The 23,782-nt window shown below is 61.9% G+C and carries 23 protein-coding genes; 20 read left to right on the top strand and 3 right to left on the bottom strand.

Going from position 1 to position 23,782, the window contains the following annotated elements; genetic code table 11:
• Window positions 1-21: 21 nt before the first annotated feature.
• A complete protein-coding gene (locus tag OXR61_RS17695) occupies window positions 22-2,187 on the bottom strand; it encodes an EAL domain-containing protein (protein ID WP_021509794.1) in 2,166 nt (721 codons plus the stop codon).
• Between the two features lie 312 nt (window positions 2,188-2,499).
• Between OXR61_RS17695 and phnF the strand changes: the two genes are divergently transcribed.
• The 14 genes from phnF to phnE (OXR61_RS17625) all read left to right on the top strand — a co-directional run bounded on the left by phnF (window position 2,500) and on the right by phnE (OXR61_RS17625) (window position 13,901).
• Complete coding sequence (gene phnF / locus OXR61_RS17690) at window positions 2,500-3,216, top strand: phosphonate metabolism transcriptional regulator PhnF (RefSeq protein ID WP_021509795.1); 717 nt, start codon at window positions 2,500-2,502, stop codon at window positions 3,214-3,216.
• Window positions 3,213-3,662: a phosphonate C-P lyase system protein PhnG gene (gene phnG, locus OXR61_RS17685; RefSeq protein WP_267412490.1), complete on the top strand. Its 450-nt coding sequence runs from the start codon at window positions 3,213-3,215 to the stop codon at window positions 3,660-3,662. Before phnF ends, phnG begins: the two co-directional genes overlap by 4 nt.
• Window positions 3,659-4,234, top strand: coding sequence for a phosphonate C-P lyase system protein PhnH (gene phnH / locus OXR61_RS17680; protein WP_021509797.1), 576 nt, complete (start codon window positions 3,659-3,661; stop codon window positions 4,232-4,234). The genes phnG and phnH overlap by 4 nt, the downstream gene beginning before the upstream one ends.
• The gene (locus OXR61_RS17675; RefSeq protein WP_021509798.1) at window positions 4,234-5,310 is read left to right on the top strand and encodes a carbon-phosphorus lyase complex subunit PhnI; all 1,077 of its coding nucleotides are present in this window, start codon (window positions 4,234-4,236) and stop codon (window positions 5,308-5,310) included. Before phnH ends, OXR61_RS17675 begins: the two co-directional genes overlap by 1 nt.
• A complete protein-coding gene (locus OXR61_RS17670; protein WP_021509799.1) occupies window positions 5,303-6,151 on the top strand; it encodes an alpha-D-ribose 1-methylphosphonate 5-phosphate C-P-lyase PhnJ in 849 nt (282 codons plus the stop codon). Before OXR61_RS17675 ends, OXR61_RS17670 begins: the two co-directional genes overlap by 8 nt.
• A complete protein-coding gene (gene phnK, locus OXR61_RS17665) occupies window positions 6,141-6,902 on the top strand; it encodes a phosphonate C-P lyase system protein PhnK (RefSeq protein ID WP_021509800.1) in 762 nt (253 codons plus the stop codon). Before OXR61_RS17670 ends, phnK begins: the two co-directional genes overlap by 11 nt.
• Window positions 6,903-7,024: 122 nt before the next feature.
• Window positions 7,025-7,729 (top strand): phosphonate C-P lyase system protein PhnL, encoded by a 705-nt coding sequence (gene phnL, locus OXR61_RS17660; RefSeq protein WP_021509801.1) that lies wholly within the window; start codon window positions 7,025-7,027, stop codon window positions 7,727-7,729.
• Window positions 7,726-8,862, top strand: a complete 1,137-nt coding sequence (phnM, locus tag OXR61_RS17655) for an alpha-D-ribose 1-methylphosphonate 5-triphosphate diphosphatase (RefSeq protein ID WP_021509802.1) — start codon at window positions 7,726-7,728, stop codon at window positions 8,860-8,862. Before phnL ends, phnM begins: the two co-directional genes overlap by 4 nt.
• Entirely contained in the window at window positions 8,862-9,398 is a 537-nt protein-coding gene (phnN, locus tag OXR61_RS17650; RefSeq protein WP_021509803.1) for a ribose 1,5-bisphosphokinase, read from the top strand. Before phnM ends, phnN begins: the two co-directional genes overlap by 1 nt.
• A complete protein-coding gene (gene phnP, locus OXR61_RS17645) occupies window positions 9,395-10,165 on the top strand; it encodes a phosphonate metabolism protein PhnP (protein WP_021509804.1) in 771 nt (256 codons plus the stop codon). Before phnN ends, phnP begins: the two co-directional genes overlap by 4 nt.
• Window positions 10,166-10,245: 80 nt before the next feature.
• Complete coding sequence (gene phnC, locus OXR61_RS17640; RefSeq protein ID WP_021509805.1) at window positions 10,246-11,073, top strand: phosphonate ABC transporter ATP-binding protein; 828 nt, start codon at window positions 10,246-10,248, stop codon at window positions 11,071-11,073.
• A 26-nt stretch (window positions 11,074-11,099) separates the two neighbouring features.
• On the top strand, window positions 11,100-12,029 hold the full coding sequence (gene phnD, locus OXR61_RS17635) for a phosphonate ABC transporter substrate-binding protein (RefSeq protein WP_031280167.1): 930 nt from the start codon (window positions 11,100-11,102) through the stop codon (window positions 12,027-12,029).
• A 127-nt stretch (window positions 12,030-12,156) separates the two neighbouring features.
• Window positions 12,157-13,020 carry a phosphonate ABC transporter, permease protein PhnE gene (gene phnE / locus OXR61_RS17630; RefSeq protein ID WP_021509807.1) on the top strand — a complete coding sequence of 288 codons (864 nt, stop codon included), beginning with the start codon at window positions 12,157-12,159 and terminating at the stop codon, window positions 13,018-13,020.
• Window positions 13,017-13,901 (top strand): phosphonate ABC transporter, permease protein PhnE, encoded by an 885-nt coding sequence (gene phnE, locus OXR61_RS17625; protein WP_021509808.1) that lies wholly within the window; start codon window positions 13,017-13,019, stop codon window positions 13,899-13,901. The genes phnE (OXR61_RS17630) and phnE (OXR61_RS17625) overlap by 4 nt, the downstream gene beginning before the upstream one ends.
• Here phnE (OXR61_RS17625) and OXR61_RS17620 read toward each other — a convergent pair.
• Window positions 13,855-16,440: an ATP-binding protein gene (locus tag OXR61_RS17620; RefSeq protein WP_021509809.1), complete on the bottom strand. Its 2,586-nt coding sequence runs from the start codon at window positions 16,438-16,440 to the stop codon at window positions 13,855-13,857. The genes phnE (OXR61_RS17625) and OXR61_RS17620 overlap by 47 nt on opposite strands.
• Window positions 16,441-16,584: 144 nt before the next feature.
• Between OXR61_RS17620 and OXR61_RS17615 the strand changes: the two genes are divergently transcribed.
• The 6 genes from OXR61_RS17615 to OXR61_RS17590 all read left to right on the top strand — a co-directional run bounded on the left by OXR61_RS17615 (window position 16,585) and on the right by OXR61_RS17590 (window position 22,980).
• Window positions 16,585-18,090, top strand: coding sequence for a sugar ABC transporter ATP-binding protein (locus OXR61_RS17615; RefSeq protein WP_031280168.1), 1,506 nt, complete (start codon window positions 16,585-16,587; stop codon window positions 18,088-18,090).
• Between the two features lie 10 nt (window positions 18,091-18,100).
• A complete protein-coding gene (locus OXR61_RS17610) occupies window positions 18,101-19,084 on the top strand; it encodes a COG4158 family protein (RefSeq protein WP_021509811.1) in 984 nt (327 codons plus the stop codon).
• A gap of 289 nt (window positions 19,085-19,373) precedes the next feature.
• Window positions 19,374-20,312 carry an ABC transporter substrate-binding protein gene (locus OXR61_RS17605; protein ID WP_021509812.1) on the top strand — a complete coding sequence of 313 codons (939 nt, stop codon included), beginning with the start codon at window positions 19,374-19,376 and terminating at the stop codon, window positions 20,310-20,312.
• A 57-nt stretch (window positions 20,313-20,369) separates the two neighbouring features.
• On the top strand, window positions 20,370-21,053 hold the full coding sequence (locus tag OXR61_RS17600) for a D-lyxose/D-mannose family sugar isomerase (protein ID WP_021509813.1): 684 nt from the start codon (window positions 20,370-20,372) through the stop codon (window positions 21,051-21,053).
• A 12-nt stretch (window positions 21,054-21,065) separates the two neighbouring features.
• Window positions 21,066-21,926 (top strand): ketose 1,6-bisphosphate aldolase, encoded by an 861-nt coding sequence (locus OXR61_RS17595; RefSeq protein ID WP_267412489.1) that lies wholly within the window; start codon window positions 21,066-21,068, stop codon window positions 21,924-21,926.
• Window position 21,927: 1 nt separating this feature from the next.
• Window positions 21,928-22,980, top strand: a complete 1,053-nt coding sequence (locus tag OXR61_RS17590; RefSeq protein ID WP_021509815.1) for a carbohydrate kinase family protein — start codon at window positions 21,928-21,930, stop codon at window positions 22,978-22,980.
• Here OXR61_RS17590 and OXR61_RS17585 read toward each other — a convergent pair.
• Window positions 22,917-23,663: a response regulator transcription factor gene (locus OXR61_RS17585; protein ID WP_021509816.1), complete on the bottom strand. Its 747-nt coding sequence runs from the start codon at window positions 23,661-23,663 to the stop codon at window positions 22,917-22,919. The two genes, OXR61_RS17590 and OXR61_RS17585, sit on opposite strands and share 64 nt — an antisense overlap.
• Window positions 23,664-23,782 lie beyond the last annotated feature (119 nt).

Raw genomic sequence — 23,782 nt, 5'->3', positions numbered from 1 at the left:
TATCGCGTCTCTTCTGCATCCTCACACCATCCGCTCAATCTCGCTCAACGGCACCGCCCGGCTGAACAAATATCCCTGCAGCTCATTACACCCGGCATCTGCCAGCGCGTTTTTCTGGCCCTCGGTTTCGACGCCTTCGGCGGTGACGGTCAGGCCCATGGCGTGGCCGAGGCGTACCACGGATTCAACAATCGCGGTGGAGTTTTCCGCCACGCCCAGCGACTGGGTAAACGACCGGTCGATTTTAATCTTGTCGACCGGAAACGTGCTGAGATAATTCAGGCTCGAATAACCGGTGCCGAAATCATCCAGCGCGATACGGAACCCGGCGTCGCGCAGCGCGATGATACTGTTGCGCGCTTCGTGTTCATCCTCAATCAACACGCCTTCGGTGATTTCCAGCTCCAGCCGCTGCGGATCGGCACCTTCCGACTGCACAATCTCAATCATGCGTTCGACAAACCCGCTGGCGCGGAACTGCACCGGCGAAACGTTCACCGCCACAATCACCTGCGGCAACTTTAGCGCGGTTTTGCAGGCCTCACGCAGCACCCATTCGCCCAGCGGAATAATCATGCCGGTCTCTTCGGCGATGGCGATAAAGTCCGCAGGCGAAACATCGCCGCGCTGCGGATGATGCCAGCGCAGCAGCGCTTCCAGTCCGACAATCTGCTGGCCGCTGATCTCCATCAGTGGCTGATACCACACCGCCAGACCGTCGTACGTGAGCAGCGCCTGACGCAGATCCGCCGCTATCTGCTGCCGCGTGCGCAGCGATTCATCCATCACCTTTTCAAACTGGCGATACTGGCCGCGTCCGCCATTTTTCGCCTCGTACAGCGCAATGTCGGCTTTGCGCATCAGCTCCAGCCGGTCAATACCATCGCGGGGTGCCAGCGCCAGGCCAATGCTGACGCCAACCCACAGCTCATTGCCCACCAGCTGATACGGCTCGCCCAGCGCGGCGATGATGCGCTGCGCCAGCGCCTGCACCTGACCGATATTCTCTACCTCCGGCATCACGATGATAAATTCATCGCCGCCAATACGCCCGACGGTATCGCTGGCGCGCACCAGGTGGCTCAGGCGGCGCGCCACCTCGATAATCAGATCATCGCCAGCGTGATGGCCCCAGGTATCGTTAATGATTTTGAAGCGATCCAGATCCAGCAGCAGCAACGCCACGCGCTGGTCGTGACGCGTCGCGGCGGCCAGTGCCTGAGTCAGCCGATCTTCAACCAGCGCCCGGTTCGGCAGCCCGGTCAGCACATCGTGAAACGCCAGATGCTGCGCCTGCGCCTCGCTGGCCCCGAGCTTCAGCAGCGACTGCGATAAATCGAGCGAGGAAGTCCAGATGCGCCGCACCATAAACAGACACAGCAGGGTGATCAGCAGCACCGAAATCAGCGTGGAAGGGCCGAGGGTACGCAACATCTGCGCGCCCGGCTTGTCCGGATCCCAGCTGAGGTAGCCGACGATATCGCCCTGACGCGAGGTCAGCGGATAGCGCGCTTTGTGTTCGTTCTGCGGTACGCCATCGCTAAAGAAGAGCTGCCGCAGCTGACTGCGTTCAGACAGGTTGCGCAGATAGCCATCATCAAGAAACTTAATACTCACCAACCGGTAGCGCCCGGCCTCGCGCGTGCTGCTGATATCGCCCACCGCCAGCGCTGCCGCACGCTGGCCGATGCGCACAAAATCCGCGCGGTCGGCCGGACCGGGTACCTCATCACTGCTTTGCACCAGTGGCGTCTGCAACAGATCGCGCAGGTACGGCCCGATGCGCAGATCCGCCACCGGCTGGCCGTTGCGCCACACGGCGGTCGGCTGATTGGTGCGGTCAAGCAGCACAATCAGCTGATGATCAAACATATCGTACAGCCAGCTACCGACGTTTTGATTCAGCCAGTCGCTGTCCGGCTGCGGCTGCGCCAGTTGATCGGCGAGCGGGGACCAGCGCGTCAGGCTGCGCAGCTGGCGCAGATGTTCACTCAGGCTCTGATTGAACGAGGCGGCGATCATCCGCTGCTGCTGCTCGCGCGCCTCATGGTTGGTGGCCGAGGTGCTCCAGAACAGGCCGAAACCGGCACCGAGAAAAGTCAGCAGCAAAATCGCCACCAGCGGCAGGATCACTTCGCGCAAAAAATTGCGGCGAAAACCGTGCGAAAGTTTGAAGGTGTTTATCATTTTAAGGTTTCGCGCTCCGGGCAGGGCTTACTGAATAAATTAGCAGAATTTACGCAGCCTGCATCTGGTAAGGGAAGCGTTAAAGGCGTGAAACTGCACGCGATTTTTTTGCGCATAGTCACAAAGGTAACAGTTAAGTGGATTTTATTGAATTGGCCGCTGTCTGGCTGCCATCCTGCTGCCTTAAAGCAAATTCATCCGCACGTCACTGAGCCGTCACGGCACTGTCATCTGTCTCCCGCACTGTAGTCGCCATTCCGCAGCCTCTTCCGCTGCGCCCCTCAACCTGAAGCGAATGAGGTATTGAGCGTGATGGAGATATCCAGACATCCGACCACTGTCTATCAGGCGGTTGCCGCCCAGCTGGAGCAGGCGCTGCAGGAGCGCTATCGCTGCGGCGATTATCTGCCGTCTGAACAGCAGCTGGCCGATCACTATGCCGTCAATCGCCATACGCTGCGCCGGGCGGTAGATGAGCTGGTGAACAAAGGCCTGCTGCAGCGGCGCCATGGCGTCGGCATCCTGGTGCTGATGCGCCCGTACGACTATCCGCTGCATGCCCAGGCGCGCTTTAGCCAGAACCTGCTGGAGCAGGGCAGTCATCCCACCAGCGAACGGCTGCTGGCGGTACTGCGTCCGGCCAGCAGCGACGTGGCTGCCGCGCTGGGCAGTGACGAGGGCGCCAGCGTCATTCACTTACGCACCCTGCGCCGCGTCAACAGTGTGCCGGTGTGCGTAATCAACCACTATCTTGCCGACCTGCGCTGGTGGCCGGCGCTGCAGACGTTCCAGCACGGTTCCCTGCACGACTTCATGCAGCAGCAGCTCGGCCTGCAGCTGAGCCGCCGTCAGACCCGCATCAGTACCCGCCGCGCACAGGCCAAAGAGTGCAAACAGCTGGAGATTACGCTGCACGCGCCGCTGCTGTGCGTGCGCACCCTGAATACACAGCCGGACGGTCAGGTGGCGGAGTACTCCGTCAGCCTGACGCGTGGCGACATGATTGAACTCACCCTGGAGCACCAATGAAACAGCAAACCGCCCGTCAGCACTGGCTTTCGGTGCTGGCGCACAGTGAAGCCAGCGCGCTGGCCAGCCACTGGCAGTCGCTACAGCTTACACCCGCTTTCGAGCGCATGCGCCCGGCGGAAACCGGTTTAACCCGCCTGCAGGCGCGCATGGGCGGCAGCGGGAAACGCTTCGTCATGGGCGATGCCACCGTCACCCGCGCGGTGATCAGACTGCACGACGGCATGCTGGGTTTTAGCTATGTGCTGGGGCGCGATAAGGCGCATGCCGAACGTTGCGCGCTGATTGATGCGCTGCTGCAACAGCCTGAAACCCAGGCGCTGCTGCAGGAAAAAATTATTGCGCCGCTGGCGGCACTGCGTGAAGAGCAGCGCCAGCTGCGCGCGCGGGAGATCGCCAGCTCCAAAGTGGATTTCTTTACGCTGGTTCGCGGAGATAACGAATGACATTACTGGCAAGTTTTAACCATCCGGTTGCCGACGCCCAGCGCGCCTTCCGCCGCATTCTCAAAGCGATGAGCGAGCCGGGCGTGATGGTCTCGCTGCCGCTGGCGCAGGGCTGGGGCGATCTCTCCCCGGCCGCAACGGCGGTGCTGCTGACGCTGGTCGATCAGGAGAGCGCGCTATGGCTGGATCGCCGCGTGGACAGCGATATCCTGCGCAGCAACCTGCGCTTTCACACCGGCGTACCGATTGTCGATGAGCGCGATGCCCCGTTTGCGCTGACCCACGCGGCGGCCAATCCCGATCCCGCCTGCTTCGCCGCCGGTGACAATCTGTCCCCTGAGAAGAGCACCACGCTGATTGTCGAAGTGCCTTCGCTCAACGGCGGGCTGACGCTGCGCCTCTCCGGGCCCGGCCTGCGTGAGCCGCGCGCCATCGCGCCGCAGCTGCCGACCGCCATTCTGACCTACCTGCGTGAGCGCCCGCATCCCTTCCCGCAGGGGGTGGATCTGATTTTCACCTGCGGGGAAGCGATGATGGCGCTGCCACGCACCACCGATGTGGAGGTGTGCTGATGTATGTAGCCGTGAAAGGGGGCGAAAAGGCGATTGCCAGCGCCCATCAGCTGCAGGCCGATCTGCGCCGTGGCGATCGCAGCGTGGCGGAGCTGGGCTGCGATCAGGTGGCGCAACAGCTGGGGCTGGCGGTGGACCGGGTGATGACCGAAGGCGGCATCTTTGACACACAGCTGGCGGCCTTAGCCATCAAACAGGCCAGTGGCGATTTGGTCGAGGCGATTTTCCTGCTGCGCGCCTACCGCACCACGCTGCCGCGCCTCGCGGACAGCCTGGCGCTGGAAACCGCGGAAATGCGCATCGAGCGCCGCATCTCGGCAGTTTACAAAGATCTGCCCGGTGGCCAGGTGCTGGGCCCGACCTATGACTACAGCCACCGCCTGCTGGATTTTACCCTGCTGGCCAACGGCGAAACGCCGGCCGCCGCGCGTGACGATCAGGCGCTGGCGCAGCGTTGCCCGCATGTGTTCAGCATGATGACGCGTGAAGGGCTGGCAGCGCGTGAAGAGGATGACGGCAGCGAGCCGTGCGACATCACCCGCCAGCCGCCCGGTTATCCGGCGTCACGCGCTGCCCGCTTACAGCAGCTGGTGCGCGGCGACGAGGGTTTTCTGCTGGCGCTTGGCTATTCGACCCAGCGCGGCTATGGCCGCAACCATCCGTTTGCCGGTGAAATCCGCACCGGCTATCTCAGCGTGTCGATCTGCCCCGAAGAGCTGGGTTTTGAGATTGAAATTGGCGAGATCCTGCTGACCGAATGCGAAATGGTCAACGGCTTCACCACCCAGGGCGACAGCGCGCCGCACTTTACCCGCGGCTATGGTCTGGTGTTCGGACGCGCAGAGCGTAAGGCGATGGCGATGGCGCTGGTGGACCGTGCGCTGCAGGCACCCGAGTATCAGGAGCGCATTGCCGGGCCGGCACAGGACGAAGAGTTCGTGCTGTCGCACGCCGATAACGTCGAAGCCGCCGGCTTTGTCTCGCACCTGAAACTGCCGCACTACGTGGATTTCCAGGCGGAGCTGGAGCTGCTGCAGCGGCTGCGCCAACAGCATCAGGAGCAGAATGATGAGTGAGTTAACCGGCTACAACAACGGCTACCTGGATGAGCAGACCAAACGCACCATCCGCCGCGCCATTCTGAAAGCGGTCGCCATCCCCGGCTATCAGGTGCCGTTTGCCGGCCGCGAAATGCCAATGCCGTATGGCTGGGGCACCGGCGGCATCCAGATCACTGCCAGCATTATTGGCGACAGCGACGTGCTGAAAGTGATCGATCAGGGCGCGGATGACACCACCAACGCGGTCTCTATCCGGCGCTTCTTCCAGCGCGTCAGCGGGGCGGCAACCACCGAAGCCACCAAAGACGCCACGCTGATCCAGACGCGGCACCGCATTCCGGAGACGCCGCTTGAAGAGGATCAGGTGCTGATTTTCCAGGTGCCGATCCCGGAGCCGCTGCGCTTTATTGAGCCGCGTGAGACGGAAACCCGCACCATGCACGCGCTGGAGGAGTACGGCATCATGCAAGTCAAGCTGTATGAAGATATCGCCCGCTACGGCCATATCGCCACCACCTATGCCTATCCGGTGAAGGTTAACGATCGCTACGTGATGGATCCGTCGCCGATTCCCAAATTCGACAACCCGAAGATGCACATGATGCCGGCACTGCAGCTGTTTGGTGCCGGACGTGAAAAACGCATTTATGCGCTGCCGCCCTACACCAAAGTGGAAAGTCTTGATTTCGACGATCACCCGTTCAGCGTGCAGAGCTGGGAACAACCCTGTGCGCTGTGCGGTTCGCGCCACAGCTATCTCGACGAAGTGGTGATGGATGATGCCGGTACGCGCATGTTTGTCTGCTCCGATACCGATTTTTGCCACCAGCAGCAGGAACAACAGCATGCACAGTGAACAGCCGCTGCTCGCGGTCAATAACCTGACGCACCTCTACGCGCCGGGCAAAGGTTTTGAAGACGTCAGTTTTGCGCTCTATCCCGGAGAGGTGCTGGGGATTGTCGGTGAATCCGGCTCGGGGAAAACCACGCTGCTGCGCAGCCTGTCGGCGCGTCTGGCGCCCCAGCAGGGCAACATTCTTTATCGCGGCCGCGATCTGTATCAGCTCAGCGAGAGCGAGCGCCGGCGGTTACTGCGCACCGAGTGGGGCGTGGTGCATCAGCATCCGCTGGATGGCCTGCGTCCGCAGGTGACGGCGGGCGGCAATATTGGTGAGCGTCTGATGGCGATTGGACAGCGTCATTACGGCGACATCCGCAACGAGGCGCTGCGCTGGCTGCAGGACGTCGAAATTCCGGCCAACCGCATCGACGATCTGCCCACCACCTTTTCTGGCGGCATGCAGCAGCGTTTGCAGATTGCGCGCAACCTGGTGACGCAGCCGACGCTGGTGTTTATGGATGAGCCGACCGGCGGGCTGGATGTCTCGGTGCAGGCGCGCCTGCTGGATCTGCTGCGCACGCTGGTACGCGAACTGAATCTGGCGGTGATTATCGTCACCCACGATCTCGGCGTCGCGCGTTTGCTGGCGCACCGCCTGCTGGTAATGAAGCAGGGCAAAGTGGTGGAGAGCGGACTCACCGACCGGGTGCTCGACGATCCGCACCATCCGTACACCCAGCTGCTGGTTTCATCGGTGCTGGCATAGAACACGCTGGCGGTGCGCATTAATGCGCACCCTACAGGTCTGCTACCCGCGTGGTGTGTAGGGTCGCCATTAATGGCGACCGTGCTGCGGGGATCAGTGGTCAAAACATTCAGGACATCAACATGCAACCCATTTTGCGCGTAGAGAATCTCAGCAAAACCTTTGTGCTGCACAACCAGAACAGCGCCGAGCTGCCGGTGCTGCAGCACGCCAGCCTTGAGGTGGCCGCCGGCGAATGCGTGGTGCTGCACGGGCGCTCCGGCAGCGGTAAATCCACGCTGCTGCGTGCGCTGTACGGTAACTATCAGGCCAACAGCGGCCACATCTGGCTGCAGCATCATGGCCAGTGGGTCGATCTGGCACAGGCACCGGCGCGTCAGATGCTGGCGATCCGCCGTGACACCGTCGGCTGGGTCAGCCAGTTTCTGCGCGTGATTCCGCGCGTACCGACGCTGGAGATTGTCATGCAGCCGCTGCTGGAGCGCGGCGTCGAACGCGCCCGCTGTGAACAGCGCGCCCGCGAACTGCTGACGCGTCTTAACGTGCCGCAGCGCCTGTGGTCGCTGGCCCCCTCGACCTTCTCCGGCGGGGAACAGCAGCGCGTTAACATCGCACGCGGCTTTATCGCTGACTATCCGGTGCTGCTGCTGGATGAACCCACGGCGTCACTTGACAGCGCTAACAGCGCGGCGGTGGTGGAGCTGATTGAACAGGCGCGCGCCCGCGGCGCCGCTATCGTAGGTATTTTCCATGACGAAGCGGTGCGCGCCCGGGTGGCCGACCGCCTGCACGTCATGCAGCCGCTGCACACAGGAGAACAGGCATGATCGTGAATAATGTCCGGCTGGTGCTGGAAAATGAGGTCGTCAGCGGATCGCTGGAGATGCGCGGTGGCCGGATCGCCAGCTTCAGCGACAGCGGCAGTCAGCAGCCAGGCGCGCTGGACGGCGGGAACGCGTTTTTGCTGCCGGGGCTGGTCGAGCTGCATACCGACAACCTCGATAAATTCTTTACGCCACGGCCCAAAGTCGACTGGCCAGCGCATTCGGCGATGAGTAGCCACGATGCACTGATGGTCGCCAGCGGCATCACCACGGTGCTGGACGCCATCGGCGTCGGTGACGTGCGCGACGGCGGTCATCGCCTCGAAAACCTGAGCAAAATGATTACGGCGATTCAGGACAGCAACCGCAAGGGCATCAACCGCGCCGACCACCAGCTGCACCTGCGCTGTGAGCTGCCGCACCACACCACGCTGCCGCTGTTTGAAGCGCTGATGAGCACCCCGGAGCTGTCGCTGGTGTCGCTGATGGATCATTCACCCGGCCAGCGCCAGTATGCATCGCTGGAGATGTACCGCACCTACTATCAGGGCAAATATCAGCTCAACGATGAGCAGATGGATCAGTTTGAGCGCGAACAGCTGGCGCTGGCTGCCGAATTCTCCACGCCGAACCGCAACGCCATCGCTGGCCTGTGCCAGGCGCGCGGTATTCCGGTTGCAAGCCACGATGATGCCACGGCGGCGCACGTCGCGGAGTCACACGCGGTGGGCAGCGCCATTGCCGAGTTTCCCACCACGCTGGAAGCGGCACGCGCCTCGCGCGACTGCGGCATGCGGGTGCTGATGGGCGCGCCAAATATCGTGCGCGGCGGATCGCACTCCGGCAATGTCGCGGCGTGGCAGCTGGCCAGCCACGGCCTGCTGGACATCCTCTCGTCAGATTACTATCCGGCCAGCCTGCTGGATGCGGTATTCCGCCTGGTGGCCGACGAGCGTAATGCGCTGACGCTACCGCAGGCGGCGGCGCTGGTCACGCGTAACCCGGCACAGGCGATTGGCCTGCACGATCGCGGCACGATTGCGGAAGGGCTGCGCGCCGATCTGGTGCTGGCACACACCGATCACGGTCATGTGCACATTCGCCACGTCTGGTCACAGGGCAGGCTGGTGTTCTGATGGCGCGCCTCATCTGGCTGACCGGGCCCTCGGGCTCGGGTAAAGACAGCCTGCTGAACGCGCTGCGCGAGGCGCCGCCGGACAAGCTGGTGATTGCCCATCGCTATATCACGCGACCGGCCGATGCCGGCGGTGAAAACCACGTGGCGCTAAGCGAAGCCGAATTCCGCCGGCGTGAAGCGCTCGGCCTGTTTGCCATCAGCTGGCGCGCACACGGCCTGAGCTACGCGCTCGGCGAGGAGATTGAGCACTGGCTGGCGCGCGGTCTTAACGTGCTGGTCAACGGTTCACGTCTGCATCTGCCAGTCGTGCGTCAGCACTACGGCGAGCAGCTGCTGCCGCTGGTACTGCAGGTCTCGCCGGCCGTGCTGGCGGCACGGCTGCGCCAGCGCGGACGCGAAAGTGAAGCCGACATTCAGCGACGGCTGGCGCGTGCGGCAGAACCGCTGCCCGCCCACTGCCACGCGCTCAACAACGACGGCGCGCTGATCGACACGCTCCATCAGCTGCGCCAGTTACTGGAGCATCCGCCATGAATCTGACCTTTCTCGGTACGGGCGGCGTGCAGGCCGCGCCGCTGTTCGGCTGCGACTGTCGCGCCTGTGAACGCGCCCGGCAGCAGCCACGCTATGCGCGTCACGCCACCAGCGCGCTGATCGACACCGGTCGCGAGCGCATCCTGCTCGATGCCGGTCTGCCCGATCTGCATCAGCGCTTCCAGCCCGGTGAGCTGAGCCGCATTCTGCTGACGCATTTCCACATGGATCACGTGGCCGGCCTGTTCAGTCTGCGCTGGGGCCGCGGCGCGCCGATTCCGGTGTGGGCGCCACCGGATGAAAAGGGCTGCGACGATCTGTTTAAGCATCCCGGCCTGCTGGCGTTTCGCCCGGCGCTGACGCCTTTTGTCGCGCACAGCTTCGGCAGCCTGCAGGTGACGGCGCTGCCACTGCAGCATTCGCGGCTGACTTACGGCTACCTGTTCGACTGGCATGGCACGCGGCTGGCGTGGCTGTGCGACACCTGTGGTTTGCCACCGGACACCGCCGATTTCCTGCAGGGCCAGCCACTCGATCAGCTGGTGATCGACTGCAACGATGCGCCGCGCGCCGCGGTGGGTAATCACAACGACGTCACCCGCGCACTGGACATCGTGGCCCGGCTGGCTCCGCGCCAGGCATGGCTGGTGCACCTGTCACATGAGATGGATAACTGTTTGCTGGACAATGGGTTACCGGAAAACGTCAGCGTACCGTTCGATGGCCAGCAGATTGCTGTCGGTTTGCGCGACGCTGTCACCGTTTAATCATGGTTCTGTCATCAGACCTTCATCGCCAGTGTCCGTAATAACGGGCAATCAACACCTCAGAAGAGATGGAGCGCAACATGGCACAGGCACTACTCAAAACCGTCGTCGACAATGCACATCCTGCCCAGCGCCATGGCGACAAAGTGCTGTCGGTGCAGGGGCTGTGCAAAGCCTTCGGTGATAACCGCGTGCTGGATGATGTCAGTTTCGATCTGCATGCGGGCGAGCTGGTGGCGGTAATCGGCCGCTCGGGCGCAGGCAAATCGACCCTGCTGCATATGCTGAACGGCACCATTGCCAGCAGCGAAGGCGCGATTCTCAGCATGCGTCACGGCGAGGCGGACCGCGATGTGGTGACGCTCAACAGCCGGCAGATGCGCGAATGGCGCAGCGAGTGCGGCATGATCTTTCAGGACTTCTGCCTGGTGCCGCGCCTCGACGTGCTGACCAACGTGCTGCTGGGCCGGCTCAGCCAGACTTCAACGCTGAAATCCTTTTTCAAAATCTTCTCCGACACCGACCGTGCGCAGGCGATTGAACTGCTGCAGTGGATGAACATGCTGCCGCAGGCGCTGCAGCGGGCGGAGAATCTGTCCGGCGGCCAGATGCAGCGCGTCGCCATCTGCCGCGCGCTGATGCAGCGCCCGAAAATCCTGCTGGCCGACGAGCCGGTGGCGTCGCTCGATCCCAAAAATACCAAACGCATCATGGATGTGCTGCGCCAGGTGAGCGAGCAGGGCATCAGCGTGATGGTCAACCTGCACTCGATTGAACTGGTGCAGCAGTATTGCACCCGGGTGATCGGCATCCAGCGCGGCAAAGTGCTGTTTGACGGCCATCCCGCTCAGTTGACCGACAGCCTGCTGCATGCGCTGTACGGCGACGAAATTAACCAGCTCCACTAACTCCCACGGCAAGAGAAAATCTCACAATGAAACTGACTGCTTTAGCTTTACTGACAGGCGCTCTGATGGCTTTTGGCGTTAACGCAGCGGATGCACCGAAACAGCTGAACCTGGGAATTCTGGGCGGGCAGAACGCCACCCAGCAGATTGGCGATAACCAGTGTGTGAAAACCTTCTTCGACAAAGAGCTGGGCGTGGATACGCAACTGCGCAACTCGTCTGACTATGCCGGCGTGATTCAGGGGCTGCTGGGCAACAAGATCGATATGGTGCTGAGCATGTCGCCGGCATCTTACGCCTCGGTCTATCTGCAAAACCCGAAGGCCGTGGATATCGTCGGTATCGTGGTGGATGACAAAGATGGCTCGAAAGGCTACCACTCGGTGGTGATCGTTAAAGCCGACAGCCCGTATAAGAAGCTGGAAGATCTGAAAGGTAAATCGTTTGGCATGGCCGATCCGGATTCCACCTCCGGCTTCCTGATGCCCAATCAGGCCTTTAAGAAAGAGTTTGGCGGTACGGTGGATGATAAGTATAACAACACCTTCTCCAGCGTGACGTTTTCCGGTGGCCACGAGCAGGACATCCTCGGCGTGCTGAACGGCCAGTTCGACGGCGCGGTGACCTGGACGTCGCTGATTGGCGATTACAACAGTGGCTATACCTCGGGGGCCTTTGGTCGTCTGATTCGTATGGATCACCCGGATCTGATGAAGCAGATTCGCATCATCTGGCAGTCGCCGCTGATTCCTAACGGCCCGATTCTGGTGAGTAATAACCTGCCCGCTGACTTCAAAGCGAAAGTGGTGGCCGCGATCAAAAAGCTGGATAAAGAAGATCACAGCTGCTTTGTTAAAGCGGTGGGCGGCGCCCAGCACATCGGCGCCGCCAGCGTCGCGGATTACCAGAATATCATCGATATGAAGCGCGACCTGATGAAGGGTGCTCGCGGGTAACCGCTCAGGGCAACGCGTGGCAAGGTGCGCATCAATGCGCACCCTACGACGCCATGCAGACAATATTGTAGGGTCGCCATTTATGGCGACCTGATTACCCTGCTGGCATCAACAAAGGATCTCTCCCTTGACCGATTTCGAACACTACTACCAACGTATCCGCCGCCAGCAAAAGCGCGACACGCTGCTGTGGTCGCTGCTGCTGGTGGCGCTCTATCTCGCGGCCGGCAACGTGGCGGAATTCAACCTGGTCACGGTCTGGCAATCGCTGCCTCACTTCTTTGACTACATCGGCGCGACGCTGCCGGTGCTGCACCTGCCGCTGCTGTTCGCGGACGTCAAAACCGAGGGTTCGCTGGCTTACTGGGGCTATCGCCTGCACTTTCAGCTGCCGCTGATCTGGGAAACCCTGCAGCTGGCGCTGTCCTCCACCCTGATTGCGGTACTGATCGCCGCCGTGCTGGCGTTTTTCGCCGCTGATAACACTCAGACGCCGCGCAGCCTGCGCGTGGCGATTCGCGCCTTTGTTGCCTTCCTGCGCACCATGCCGGAGCTGGCGTGGGCGGTAATGTTCGTGATGGCGTTCGGCATCGGTGCCATCCCCGGCTTTCTGGCGCTGGCGCTGCACACCATCGGCAGCCTGACCAAACTGTTCTACGAATCAATTGAGAGCGCCTCCGACAAACCGGTGCGCGGTCTCGCCGCCTGTGGTGCCAGCAAGCTGCAGCGTATGCGCTTCGCCTTCTGGCCGCAGGTGAAACCGACCTTTCTCTCCTACAGCTTTATGCGGCTGGAAATTAACTTCCGCTCCTCCACCATCCTCGGGCTGGTAGGCGCGGGCGGCATCGGTCAGGAGCTGATGACCAACATCAAACTGGATCGCTACGATCAGGTCAGCATGACGCTGCTGCTGATCATCGTGGTGGTATCGCTGCTGGATACGCTATCCGGCTGGCTGCGCCGCCGTGTAGTTGAAGGAGACGTAAAATGATCGCCTTAGCGCCCGACGTGGCGAAACTGAAACAGCAGCACGCTGCACTGTTTGCCGCGCAAAACCGTTATCTGCGGCGCATCGCGCTGATTGCACTGGCGCTGGTGCTCTACTATCTGTTCTTCTTCAGCGTGTTCGGCATCGACTGGCAGCGCTTTGTCATCGGCTGCCAGCAGCTCGGACGCTATTTCCTGCGCATGTTCGTCTGGCAGGATTTCGTCAACTGGCCGTTTGGCTACTATTTCTCGCAGGTCGGCATCACGCTGGCTATCGTGTTTGCCGGCACGCTCACCGCCACCGTCATCGCGCTGCCGGTCTCCTTTCTGGCGGCGCGCAATGTGATGCACGATCCGCTGACGCGGCCGATATCACTGCTGGTGCGCCGGCTGCTGGATGTGCTGCGCGGCATCGACATGGCCATCTGGGGATTGATCTTCGTGCGGGCGGTAGGCATGGGGCCGCTGGCCGGGGTGCTGGCGATTGTGATGCAGGACATCGGCCTGCTGGGCAAGCTGTATGCGGAAGGGCATGAAGCGGTTGAACGTTCACCCAGTCGCGGCCTGAGCGCAGTGGGGGCCAACAGCCTGCAAAAACACCGTTACGGCATTTTTACCCAATCGTTTCCCACCTTTCTCGCGCTGAGTCTGTATCAGATTGAATCCAACACCCGCTCGGCGGCGGTGCTGGGTTTTGTCGGCGCCGGTGGCGTCGGGCTGGTCTACGCCGAAAACATGCGCCTTTGGAACTGGGATGTGGTGATGTTCCTCACCGTGATTCTGGTGGTAGTCGTGATGGTGATGGACGCCATCTCCAGCCGGCTGCGTAAACGCTACATCATCGGGAAAGGGGTGCCGCTGTGGCAGCCTGCCGCGCGCGACTGAGCCGTTCACTGCGCTGCCAGGCGCGCTCCAGCGCCTGCACCAGCTGCGCCTGCTGCCAGGGTTTCGCCAGCCGTTCACACAGCGGTAGCGTCACCGGCGTCTGGCGCAGATCCTGACCGCTGATCAGCAGGGTGGCCAGTTGTGGCCACTGCTGCTGCGCCTGACGAATCACATCCGCACCGTTCAGGGCACCCGGCAGCATCAGGTCACTGATCAGCAGATCGATATCCGGCGTCTGGCGCAGCAGCGTCAACGCGCTCTCGCCGTCAGCACACTCCAGCGTCAGATAACCCAGCTGATGCAGATGTTCGCACAGCGTCTGGCGCACCGCCGGCTCGTCATCCAGCACCAGTATCAGGCGATCGCGGCTGGCGCGCGGCGTCAGCACCGGCGCGCTCACCAGCGGCTGCGCGGCTTCCGGCGCGCGCGGCAGCAGCAGACGCACCGTGGTGCCCTGGCCCGGCGCGGTCTCCAGTTCGATCTGTCCGCCGGACTGGCGCACAAATCCGTACACCATCGACAGCCCCAGCCCGCTGCCGCTGCCGGTGGCTTTGGTGGTAAAGAAGGGTTCAAACACCTGTTCCCGCACCTCGGCGGACATGCCGCAGCCGTGGTCAATCACTTCAATGGTGACGCGGTCGCGCTTGCCATCAGCCTCCTGAATTCGCTGATTCCAGATGCGCAGGCGGATCTCGCCGCTCTGGCGCTCCATGGCATCGCGCGCGTTCACCACCAGATTCATCAGGGCGTTCTCCAGCTGACCGGCATCAATCCACGCCGGCCAGCCGGGGCGCTGCGCATCCACCACCAGATGCTGGCCGGGCAGCAGGGAGTGCTGCAGCAGCGACTGCAGGTTTTCCACCAGCTCCACCACCGCAACGGCACGCGGATAAAGCGCCTGCTTGCGTGAGAAGGCCAGCAGACGCTGCGTCAGCTGAGCGGCACGATCGGCGGCCAGCCGCGCGCGCTCAATGCGGCTGGCCAGCGTGCCGGGCGGTAGCTGATCGACGGTCAGCGCCAGGCTGCCGATGATCACCGCCAGCAAATTATTGAAATCGTGCGCCAGGCCGCCAGTCAGCTGACCGACCGCTTTCATCTTCTGGCTGTGCAGCAGTGCCGCTTCCAGCGCCTTACGCGAGGTGCGCTCCAGCACTGTGTTGACCATGCCGCGCCGCGGCACCGGGCTGAAGCGCAGTTCCAGCGTGCGGCCATCCGGCAACCTGACTTCCTGCGCGTCGTGCAGGCTGCTGAGCTGCACATCGACGCGATCGAGCAAACGCTGATAGTGCATGCCGCGATGCAGCTCGCGCGGCGCGAAGCCCAGCAGTTCGGCGTACTGCGCATTCCACACCACCAGTTGACCGCTGTTATCAAACAGCGCGAAGCCGTCGCGCATGGCGAGGAAGGTCGATTCCAGCTGGTTACTTTTCTCTTTCAGTAGCTGCGAAGTGTGCGCCAGCGAAGCGGTGTTGCGGGCGAACACGTTAAAGGCGCGCGCCAGATCGCCCAGCTCATCGCGCCGTGCCAGGCCGGGCACGCTGACGCTTTTCTCCCCCTGCGCCAGCCGCGTCATGGCGTGCGCGATGGCGGTAAGGCTGGAGCCGAGATTGCGGTAGATGTAGTAACCGGCGTAACCGGTAATCAGCAGCGCCAGTAGCATAAACAGACCGATGAAACCGATGATTGAATCCAGTTCCTGATGGGCGGTGGCGCTGCGCGCATCGCTCTGCTGCGCTACCAGCTGAACGTAGTGGGTGATGTCTTCGTTGAGCATCGCCACCAGCGCCTTGATGCGATACGTGGCGTAGGCGATGGCGATGTCACTCTGCTCCAGCTGACCGGCCACCGGCAGCAGCTGCTGGCTGGTGCTGACCAGCCGCGCGCGCTGCATCGCCAGCACGCCCTGCAGCGGCAGCGCAGACCAGATCGGCAGCACGCTGTTGAGCTGTTGCACTGCGGCCTGCGGCGTGGCGGACTTAATTGCCACGGTTAACAGCGCGGCCGTCTGCTGGCGCAGCGGCAGAAACGCGCCGTCGCTGGCCAGCAGGTCGATACGGTTGAGCAGCAGCTGCGCCTGCCACAGGCCGCTGAGCATCACGTTACGCTGTAAATGGCGCTGATGCCCCTCCAGCAGCAGCTGGCTGATGCTTTGCTCCAGCATCTGGCTGCGCTCGCGGATGCGTGCCAGCAGCGCCGGCTGCTGTGCGGCCAGCGGCGCGCTGGCCAGCTGACTCAGCGACTGCTGCAGCGCCTGCTGGGTCTGCTGCAGACGCGCCGATTCGCTCTGGTATTCGAGCGCGCCCACCACCTGCGCCAGCCGCACCGCGGCGATGGCAACATTGGCCGTATCACGCGCCAGCGCCAGGCTGCCGTTCATATCGGCCAGCGTTTGTGCCTGTGCCTGCTCCTGAATGTGACCGGCGTGGCGAAAACCGAAAATAGCCACCAGGCTCACCGCCAGCGTAACGCTCACCACCAGCAGGTTAAACATCAGCAGGCGCCCGCGCGCGCCGGCGTGCCAGTGCAGACTGTGACTCATTGCTGCCGCTCCTTACCGCTCAACTCCGGCGAGTATAGAAGCGCGGCCGGAGCGCAATATGACAAATATGAACGGCGTCTGACATTTTCCATTTATCTGGCGTTGCTTAACTCGCGGCTATCCACTGGCAGCAGGAGCCTGAAGATGGCGGCGACACCGATATTAGAAATGCGGGCAATTACCCGGCGCTTCGGCAGCTTCTATGCGCTGAAAGGCGTCGACCTGACCGTCTGGCCGGGTGAAGTGCACGCGCTGATGGGCGAAAACGGTGCCGGTAAAAGTACCTTAATGAAGATTCTGGCCGGCGCGTATACCGCCAGCAGCGGGGAAATTCTTATCGATGGTCAACCCTATACCATCAGGGGCCCGAAAGAGGCGCTGGCGGCAGGGATCACCCTGATTTATCAGGAAATTAACCTGGCACCGAATCTGACGGTGGCGGAAAACATCTTTCTCGGCAGTGAAATTTCCCGTGGCGGGCTGGTGAAGCGTCGCCATATGGCGGAAGAAGCGCAGCAGGTGATTAACCGCCTTGGCGCGCAGTTCAGCGCCACCGATCTGGTGAGCCGCCTGAGCATCGCCGAGCAGCAGCAGGTGGAAATTGCCCGCGCGCTGCATCGCAACAGCCGCATCCTGGTGATGGACGAACCCACCGCTGCGCTCTCGAATCGCGAAACCGAACAGCTGTTTGCACTAATCAAACGCCTGCGCAGCGAAGGCATGGCGATCATCTACATCAGCCACCGCATGGCAGAAGTGTATGAACTCTCCGATCGCGTCAGCGTGCTGCGCGACGGCCAGTACGTCGGCAGCCTGACGCGCGAACAGCTGAACGCCAGCGAACTGGTGCGCATGATGGTTGGCCGTCCGCTCAGCGATCTGTTCAACAAAGATCGCGCCATTAGCTTCGGCGAAATTCGCCTGGCGGTAAATCATCTGACCGACAACCGCAAAGTGCATCCCAGCAGCCTGGCTGTGCGCGCCGGGGAGATTGTCGGGCTGGCCGGACTGGTCGGTGCCGGCCGCAGCGAGCTGGCGCAGCTGATTTTTGGTGTGCATCAGCCAGCCGGCGGGGAAATCTGGATCGACGGGGAAAAAGTGCAGATTCACTCGCCGCGAGACGCCATTGCGCGCGGCATCGGTTTCCTGACCGAAAACCGCAAAGAGCAGGGGCTGTTTCTGGAACTGGCAGCGCAGGAAAACATCGTGATGGCCACGCTTGAGCGCGATGCCAGCTACGGCCTGCTTAACCGGCGTAAAGGGCAGAAGATCGCCAGCGAGGCGATTCAATCGCTGAATATCCGCGTGCCGCACGCCCAGGTGCGCGCTGGCGGTTTATCCGGTGGCAACCAGCAGAAGCTGCTGATTTCGCGCTGGGTATCGATAGCGCCGCGCATCCTGATTCTGGATGAGCCGACGCGCGGCGTGGATGTCGGCGCCAAGAGTGAAATCTACCGCATGATGAACCAGATGGCGCAGCAGGGCGTGGCAATTTTGATGATCTCCAGCGAGCTGCCGGAAGTGGTGGGCATGAGCGACCGCGTGTACGTGATGCGCGAAGGCACCATCGCCGGCGAGCTGAGCGGCGAGCAGATTAGCCAGGAAAACATAATGACACTGGCCACCGGCGCGCAGCCGGTCCAGGCCTGAGGAGACGGGAATGACCAGTGAAACCGCACGCGTAAAAAGTCCAACGCTAAAACGTGCGTTGATGAGTGACCTGCTGCAAACCGTGGGTATCTTGCCGATTCTGATCCTGATCGTGGCGGTATTTGGCTTTGTCGCCCCGAACTTTTTTACCGAAGCTAACCTGCTGAATATCACGCGTCAGGCCTCGATCAACATTGTACTGGCGGCGGGCATGACGTTTGTCATTCTCACCGGCGGTATTGACCTGTCGGTTGGCTCAATGCTGGGCACCACGGCGGTGGTAGCGATGGTGGTGTCGCTCGATCCGGCGTTTGCCGGGCTAACCATCCCCGCCGCGCTCGGAGCCGGGCTGATCATGGGGCTGTTCAACGGCATTCTGGTCGCCTGGGCGGGCCTGCCGCCGTTTATCGTCACGCTGGGCACCTATACCGCGCTGCGCGGGGCGGCCTATCTGCTGGCTAACGGCACCACGGTGATTAACTCGGATATCAACTTTGAGTGGATAGGCAACGGTTATCTCGGCCCGATCCCGTGGCTGATTATCATTGCCTTTGCGGTGATTGCGCTGTGCTGGTTTATTTTGCGCCGCACCACGCTTGGCGTGCATATCTATGCGGTGGGCGGCAACATGCAGGCAGCGCGCCTGACCGGTATTAAAGTCGGCGCGGTACTGGTGTTCGTCTACGCCATGAGCGGCCTGCTGTCCGGGCTGGGTGGCCTGATGAGCGCATCGCGTTTGTACAGCGCTAACGGCAACCTCGGCGTGGGCTATGAGCTGGACGCGATCGCCGCGGTGATTCTGGGCGGGACCAGCTTTGTCGGCGGCATTGGCACCATTACCGGCACGCTGATTGGCGCGCTGATTATCGCCACGCTGAACAACGGCATGACGCTGATGGGCGTGTCGTACTTCTGGCAGCTGGTGATTAAGGGCGGGGTGATCATCATTGCGGTGCTGATCGATAAGTACCGTACGCGGCATCACGTGGGGTGAGGGGCGGGCGCTGGCTTTGGCCCTCACCCCAACCCTCTCCCGCTTGCGGGAGAGGGGGCTGTCCGGAGAGAAGAGGTAACTAACGTGCTTCACCTGAACACCATGCAGAACGGTTCCCTCTCTCGCTCGCGGGAGAGGGGGCAGCCCGGAGCGAAGATCTGGAAAACGAGAGCTTCACCTGAAAACTATGCAGAACGGTTCCCTCTCCCGCACGCGGGAGAGGGTTAGGGTGAGGGCAAAGGCAAAGGCAATCAGGGCATAAAACCAAAAAAGCAGGAGAACATCGACTATGCGTTTTAATCCGATTATCACCGGACTGCTGGCCGCGACGCTGTTCAGTGCGCCATTTGTGCAGGCCAAAGAACTGAAATCCATCGGCGTGACGGTGGGCGATCTGGCTAACCCGTTCTTCGTCCAGATCACCAAAGGGGCGGAGCTCAAGGCGCGTCAGCTGGCGGGCGATAAGGTCAACGTGACGCTGGTCTCCAGCGGCTATGATCTTGGCCAGCAGGTAGCGCAGATTGACAACTTCATTGCCGCTAAAGTGGACATGATCATCCTCAACGCCGCCGACTCCAAAGGCATCGCGCCGGCGGTGAAGCGCGCGCGTGATGCCGGCATCGTGGTGGTGGCGGTGGACGTGGCCGCCGACGGTGCCAATGCCACCATCACTTCCGATAACACCCAGGCCGGGGCCATGGCCTGTAAATACATCTCCGACCGCCTGAAAGCCAAAGGCAACGTGGTCATCATCAACGGACCACCGGTGTCAGCGGTGCAGAACCGCGTGGAAGGTTGTATGAATGAGCTGAAAACCCACCCGGATATCAAACTGCTCTCTTACAACCAGAACGCCAAAGGCAGTCGCGAAGGCGGACTGGAAGTGATGACCGGTCTGCTGTCGGCCAATCCGAAGATTGATGCCGTGTTCGCCATCAACGATCCTACCGCTATCGGTGCCGATCTGGCGGCGAAACAGGCGCAGCGCAACGAATTCTTTATCGTCGGCGTCGATGGATCGCCAGACGGCGAAGAGGCGCTGAAGCGCAAAGGCTCGCTGTTTGTCGCGACACCAGCCCAGGATCCGCAGGTGATGGCGGCCAAAGCGGTTGAGATTGGCTATGACATCCTGCAGGGCAAGCCAGCGCCGGATAAGCCGGTGCTGATTCCGGTAACGCTGATCGATCGTAACAATGTCAGCAGCTACAAAGGCTGGACGGTGAAATAAGCCACACGGGCGTCGCGGTGCACACTGCGCGCCGCGACGCCCGCCGGAGACGCAGCTATGCAACGTTCCGAAGTTAACGCTATTTTGCAACTGACCCGCGAATTCTTTCTGCGGCAGGATGTGCATCTGCCGCCGTGGGCCGATTACGGTCTCAGCCAGTGGCGCGCGCTGGACACCTCAGCCGCTGCCGAACTGCTGGCGCTGCACCTCGGCTGGGATGTCACCAGTTTTGGTGCCGATGATTTCAGCCAGACCGGCCTGACGCTGTTTACCCTGCGCAACGGTTCACGCGGCGGACAGCCGTGGGGCAAACCGTATGCGGAGAAGATCATGCACGTGCGCGAAGGGCAGGTGACGCCGATGCATTATCATCCGCAAAAAATGGAAGACATTATCAACCGCGGCGGTGGCAACCTGATTGTCACGCTACACAATCGCGACGGCGATCGGCTGGCGGATTCGCCGGTACAGGTCACGCTGGATGGCATCTGCCAGACCCATGCCGCCGGTTCCCAGCTGCGGCTGTCACCCGGCGAGAGCGTCACGTTACTGCCCGGTGTCTGGCACAGCTTCTGGGGCGAAACCGGCTACGGCGATGTGCTGGTGGGCGAAGTCTCCATGCCCAATGACGATGAGCACGACAACGTCTTTCTTACCCCGCTGGCGCGCTTTAATCCGATTGATGAGGATGAAGCGCCTCGCTGGCTGCTGTGTAACGAATATCACCGCTGGCTGGCATAACAGGAGTGTTCCATGGCACTGATCTCTCTGGCGCAGGGCCTCGCCCATGCGCAGCAGCACGGTTACGCGCTCGGCGCGTTCAACGTTCTCGACACCCACTTTCTGCGCGCGCTGTTCCATGCGGCGGAGCAGCAGCGTTCGCCGTTTATCATCAACATTGCCGAGGTGCATTTTAAATACGTCAGCCTGGAACCGCTGATCGCCGCTATCCGTGCCGAAGCGGCGCTGCACGCCATCCCGGTGGTGCTCAACCTCGATCACGGCCTGCATTTTGATGCGGTGATGCGGGCAATTCGCCTCGGCTTCACCTCGGTAATGTTCGATGGTTCAACCCTGAGCTATGACGAGAACATTCGCCAGACGCGGGAAGTAGTGAAGATGTGCCACGCGCTGGGCATTTCGGTTGAGGCTGAGCTGGGCGCCGTGGGCGGCGATGAGGGGGGCGCGCTGTTTGGCGAAGCGGACAGCATTAAATTCACCGACCCGGCGCTGGCGGCGGAATTTGTCCAGGCAACCGGCATCGACTGTCTCGCCGTGGCCATCGGCAACGCGCACGGCAAATACAAAGGCGAGCCAAAGCTCGATTTTGACCGTCTGGCGGCGATTCGCGCAGCGGCTGGCATTCCGCTGGTGCTGCACGGCGGTTCCGGCATCAGCGACGCCGATTTCCGCCGCGCCATCAGCCTCGGCATCCACAAAATCAACTTTTACACCGGTATGTCGCAGGCGGCGCTCGCGGCGATTGAAACGCAAATCACCCAGCGCGACGCGCGCTATGACTCTTTCGCCGAACTGTTAATGGCGGTTGAACGCGATATCGCCAGCGTTGTGGCTCAGCAGATGCAGGTGTTTGGCAGCGCCGGGAGGGCCTGACATGGCAGCACGCAACGGCATTCTGGCGGCGGGTAACATGCTGGTGGATCACGTGCAGCGCATCAGCCACTGGCCAGAACAGGGCTGGCTGGCGGAGATTAGCCACAGCGAGAAATGCAGCGGCGGTGCGGCGCTGAATGTGCTGTTTACCCTGGCGCGCATGCAGGTCGGTCTGCCGCTGGCCGCCGTGGGGATGCTGGGCGAGGACAGCGACGGCGATTACCTGCTGCAGCTGCTGGATGAACATCATGTGGACCGTCAGCACGTTCAGCGCACCGGTGCGGCAGCCACGGCGATGACGCAGGTGATGACCGCGCCGGACGGTCAGCGCACCTTTTTTCACGCGCGCGGGGCCAATGCGCAGCTCGATGTGGCGCACTTCGCTCACCTCGCCACCGCGCACCGCATCTTCCACCTCGGCTATCTGCTGTTACTGGATAAGCTCGACCAGCCCGATGCGCAGTACGGTACCCGCAGTGCCCGGCTGCTGGCGGAGATGCAGCAGCGCGGTTATCTCACTTCGCTCGATCTGGTTTCGCGCGCCGGCGAGTATCAGACGCTGGTGAAGCCGGCACTGCGCTGGCTCGATTATCTGGTGATTAACGAACTGGAAGCGCAGGCGCTCACCGGCATCGAGCTGCGCAGCAGTGGTACGCTGGCGTCGCCGGCGGCGTTTGCTGCGGCGGCACGCTGGCTGCTGGCGCAGGGTGTGCGCCAGCGCGTGGTGATTCATGCACCGGAAGGTGCCTGGGGCCAGCAGCCAGCGGGCGACGGCCTGTGGCAGCCCGCCTGGTGCTTAGCGGCAGAAGAGATTGTCGGCAGCGTCGGGGCGGGCGATGCCTTCTGCGCCGGCGTGCTGTACGCCAGCCATCAAAACTACAGCCTGCAGCAGACGTTAAAGCTGGCCCATACCTGCGCCAGCTTTAATCTGCATGCGGCCAACGCGCTGGACGGCATCCGGCCACTGAGCGAGATGCAGCGCTGGATGGATCAGGCGATTTGCGTTTCGCGCGCCGCGGCGGACGGGCGCATCACATCGGCGGAAAAAACATAGCCCAGTCCGCGAATGGTGCGGATCAGGATCGGCTGATGCGGATTAGCCTCGATTTTGCGTCTGAGGCGCATGATCAGCACATCAATGGTGCGATCGAACACGTCGAGGCTCTCGCTGTGGGTCAGCTCCAGCAGCTGGTCGCGCGTCAGGACCTTACGCGCGTGGCCGACCAGCGCGCGCAGCAGGCTGTATTCGCCCTGAGTGAGCGGCACGCTTTCACGCTGCGGATTGAACAGCTGACAACGCACATCATCCAGCCGCCAGCCATTAAACTGCCAGCCCTCATCAATCACCGTTTCCGGCTGCGCCAGTCGCCCGCAGCGGCGCAGCGCCGCACGGGCCCGCGCCACCACCACACGGGGATTAAAGGGTTTGGCGATATAGTCGTCGGCGCCCATCTCCAGCCCAACCACCATATCGGCTTCCGATCCCATGCCGGTCAGCATGATCACCAGCAGCTCAGGGCGCTGACGCTGCATCTGCTGTAATACCAGCAGGCCGTTGGTATCGGGCAGCATCATATCCAGCATCACCAGGGAGATTTCCGGATGCTGCGCCAGCAGCGCCAGGGCGTCGCGCCCCTGATGACAGCTATAAACGGTAAACACATGTTCGCTCAGCACATCGTGCAGCAATTCGCAGATGGCACGATCATCATCAACGACCAGAATCGCGGGCTTCATTGCACTGCCTCTTTTGTTGCGAAAGGGTTAAACGCAGTGTAACCCGGCGTTTTTAAGCTGCTGAAACGCGCAGCAGAAACGTGAGCGCCATCGCCTGGCAGAGTGTGAAAGCGTGCGTT

Origin of the sequence: Pantoea sp. GM_Pan_4 (assembly GCF_026541005.1) — a bacterium.
In the GTDB taxonomy this organism is placed as follows: domain Bacteria; phylum Pseudomonadota; class Gammaproteobacteria; order Enterobacterales; family Enterobacteriaceae; genus Pantoea; species Pantoea dispersa.
Note: the sequence above shows the minus strand (reverse complement) of the source record. Positions and strands in the feature narration are given on the sequence as shown.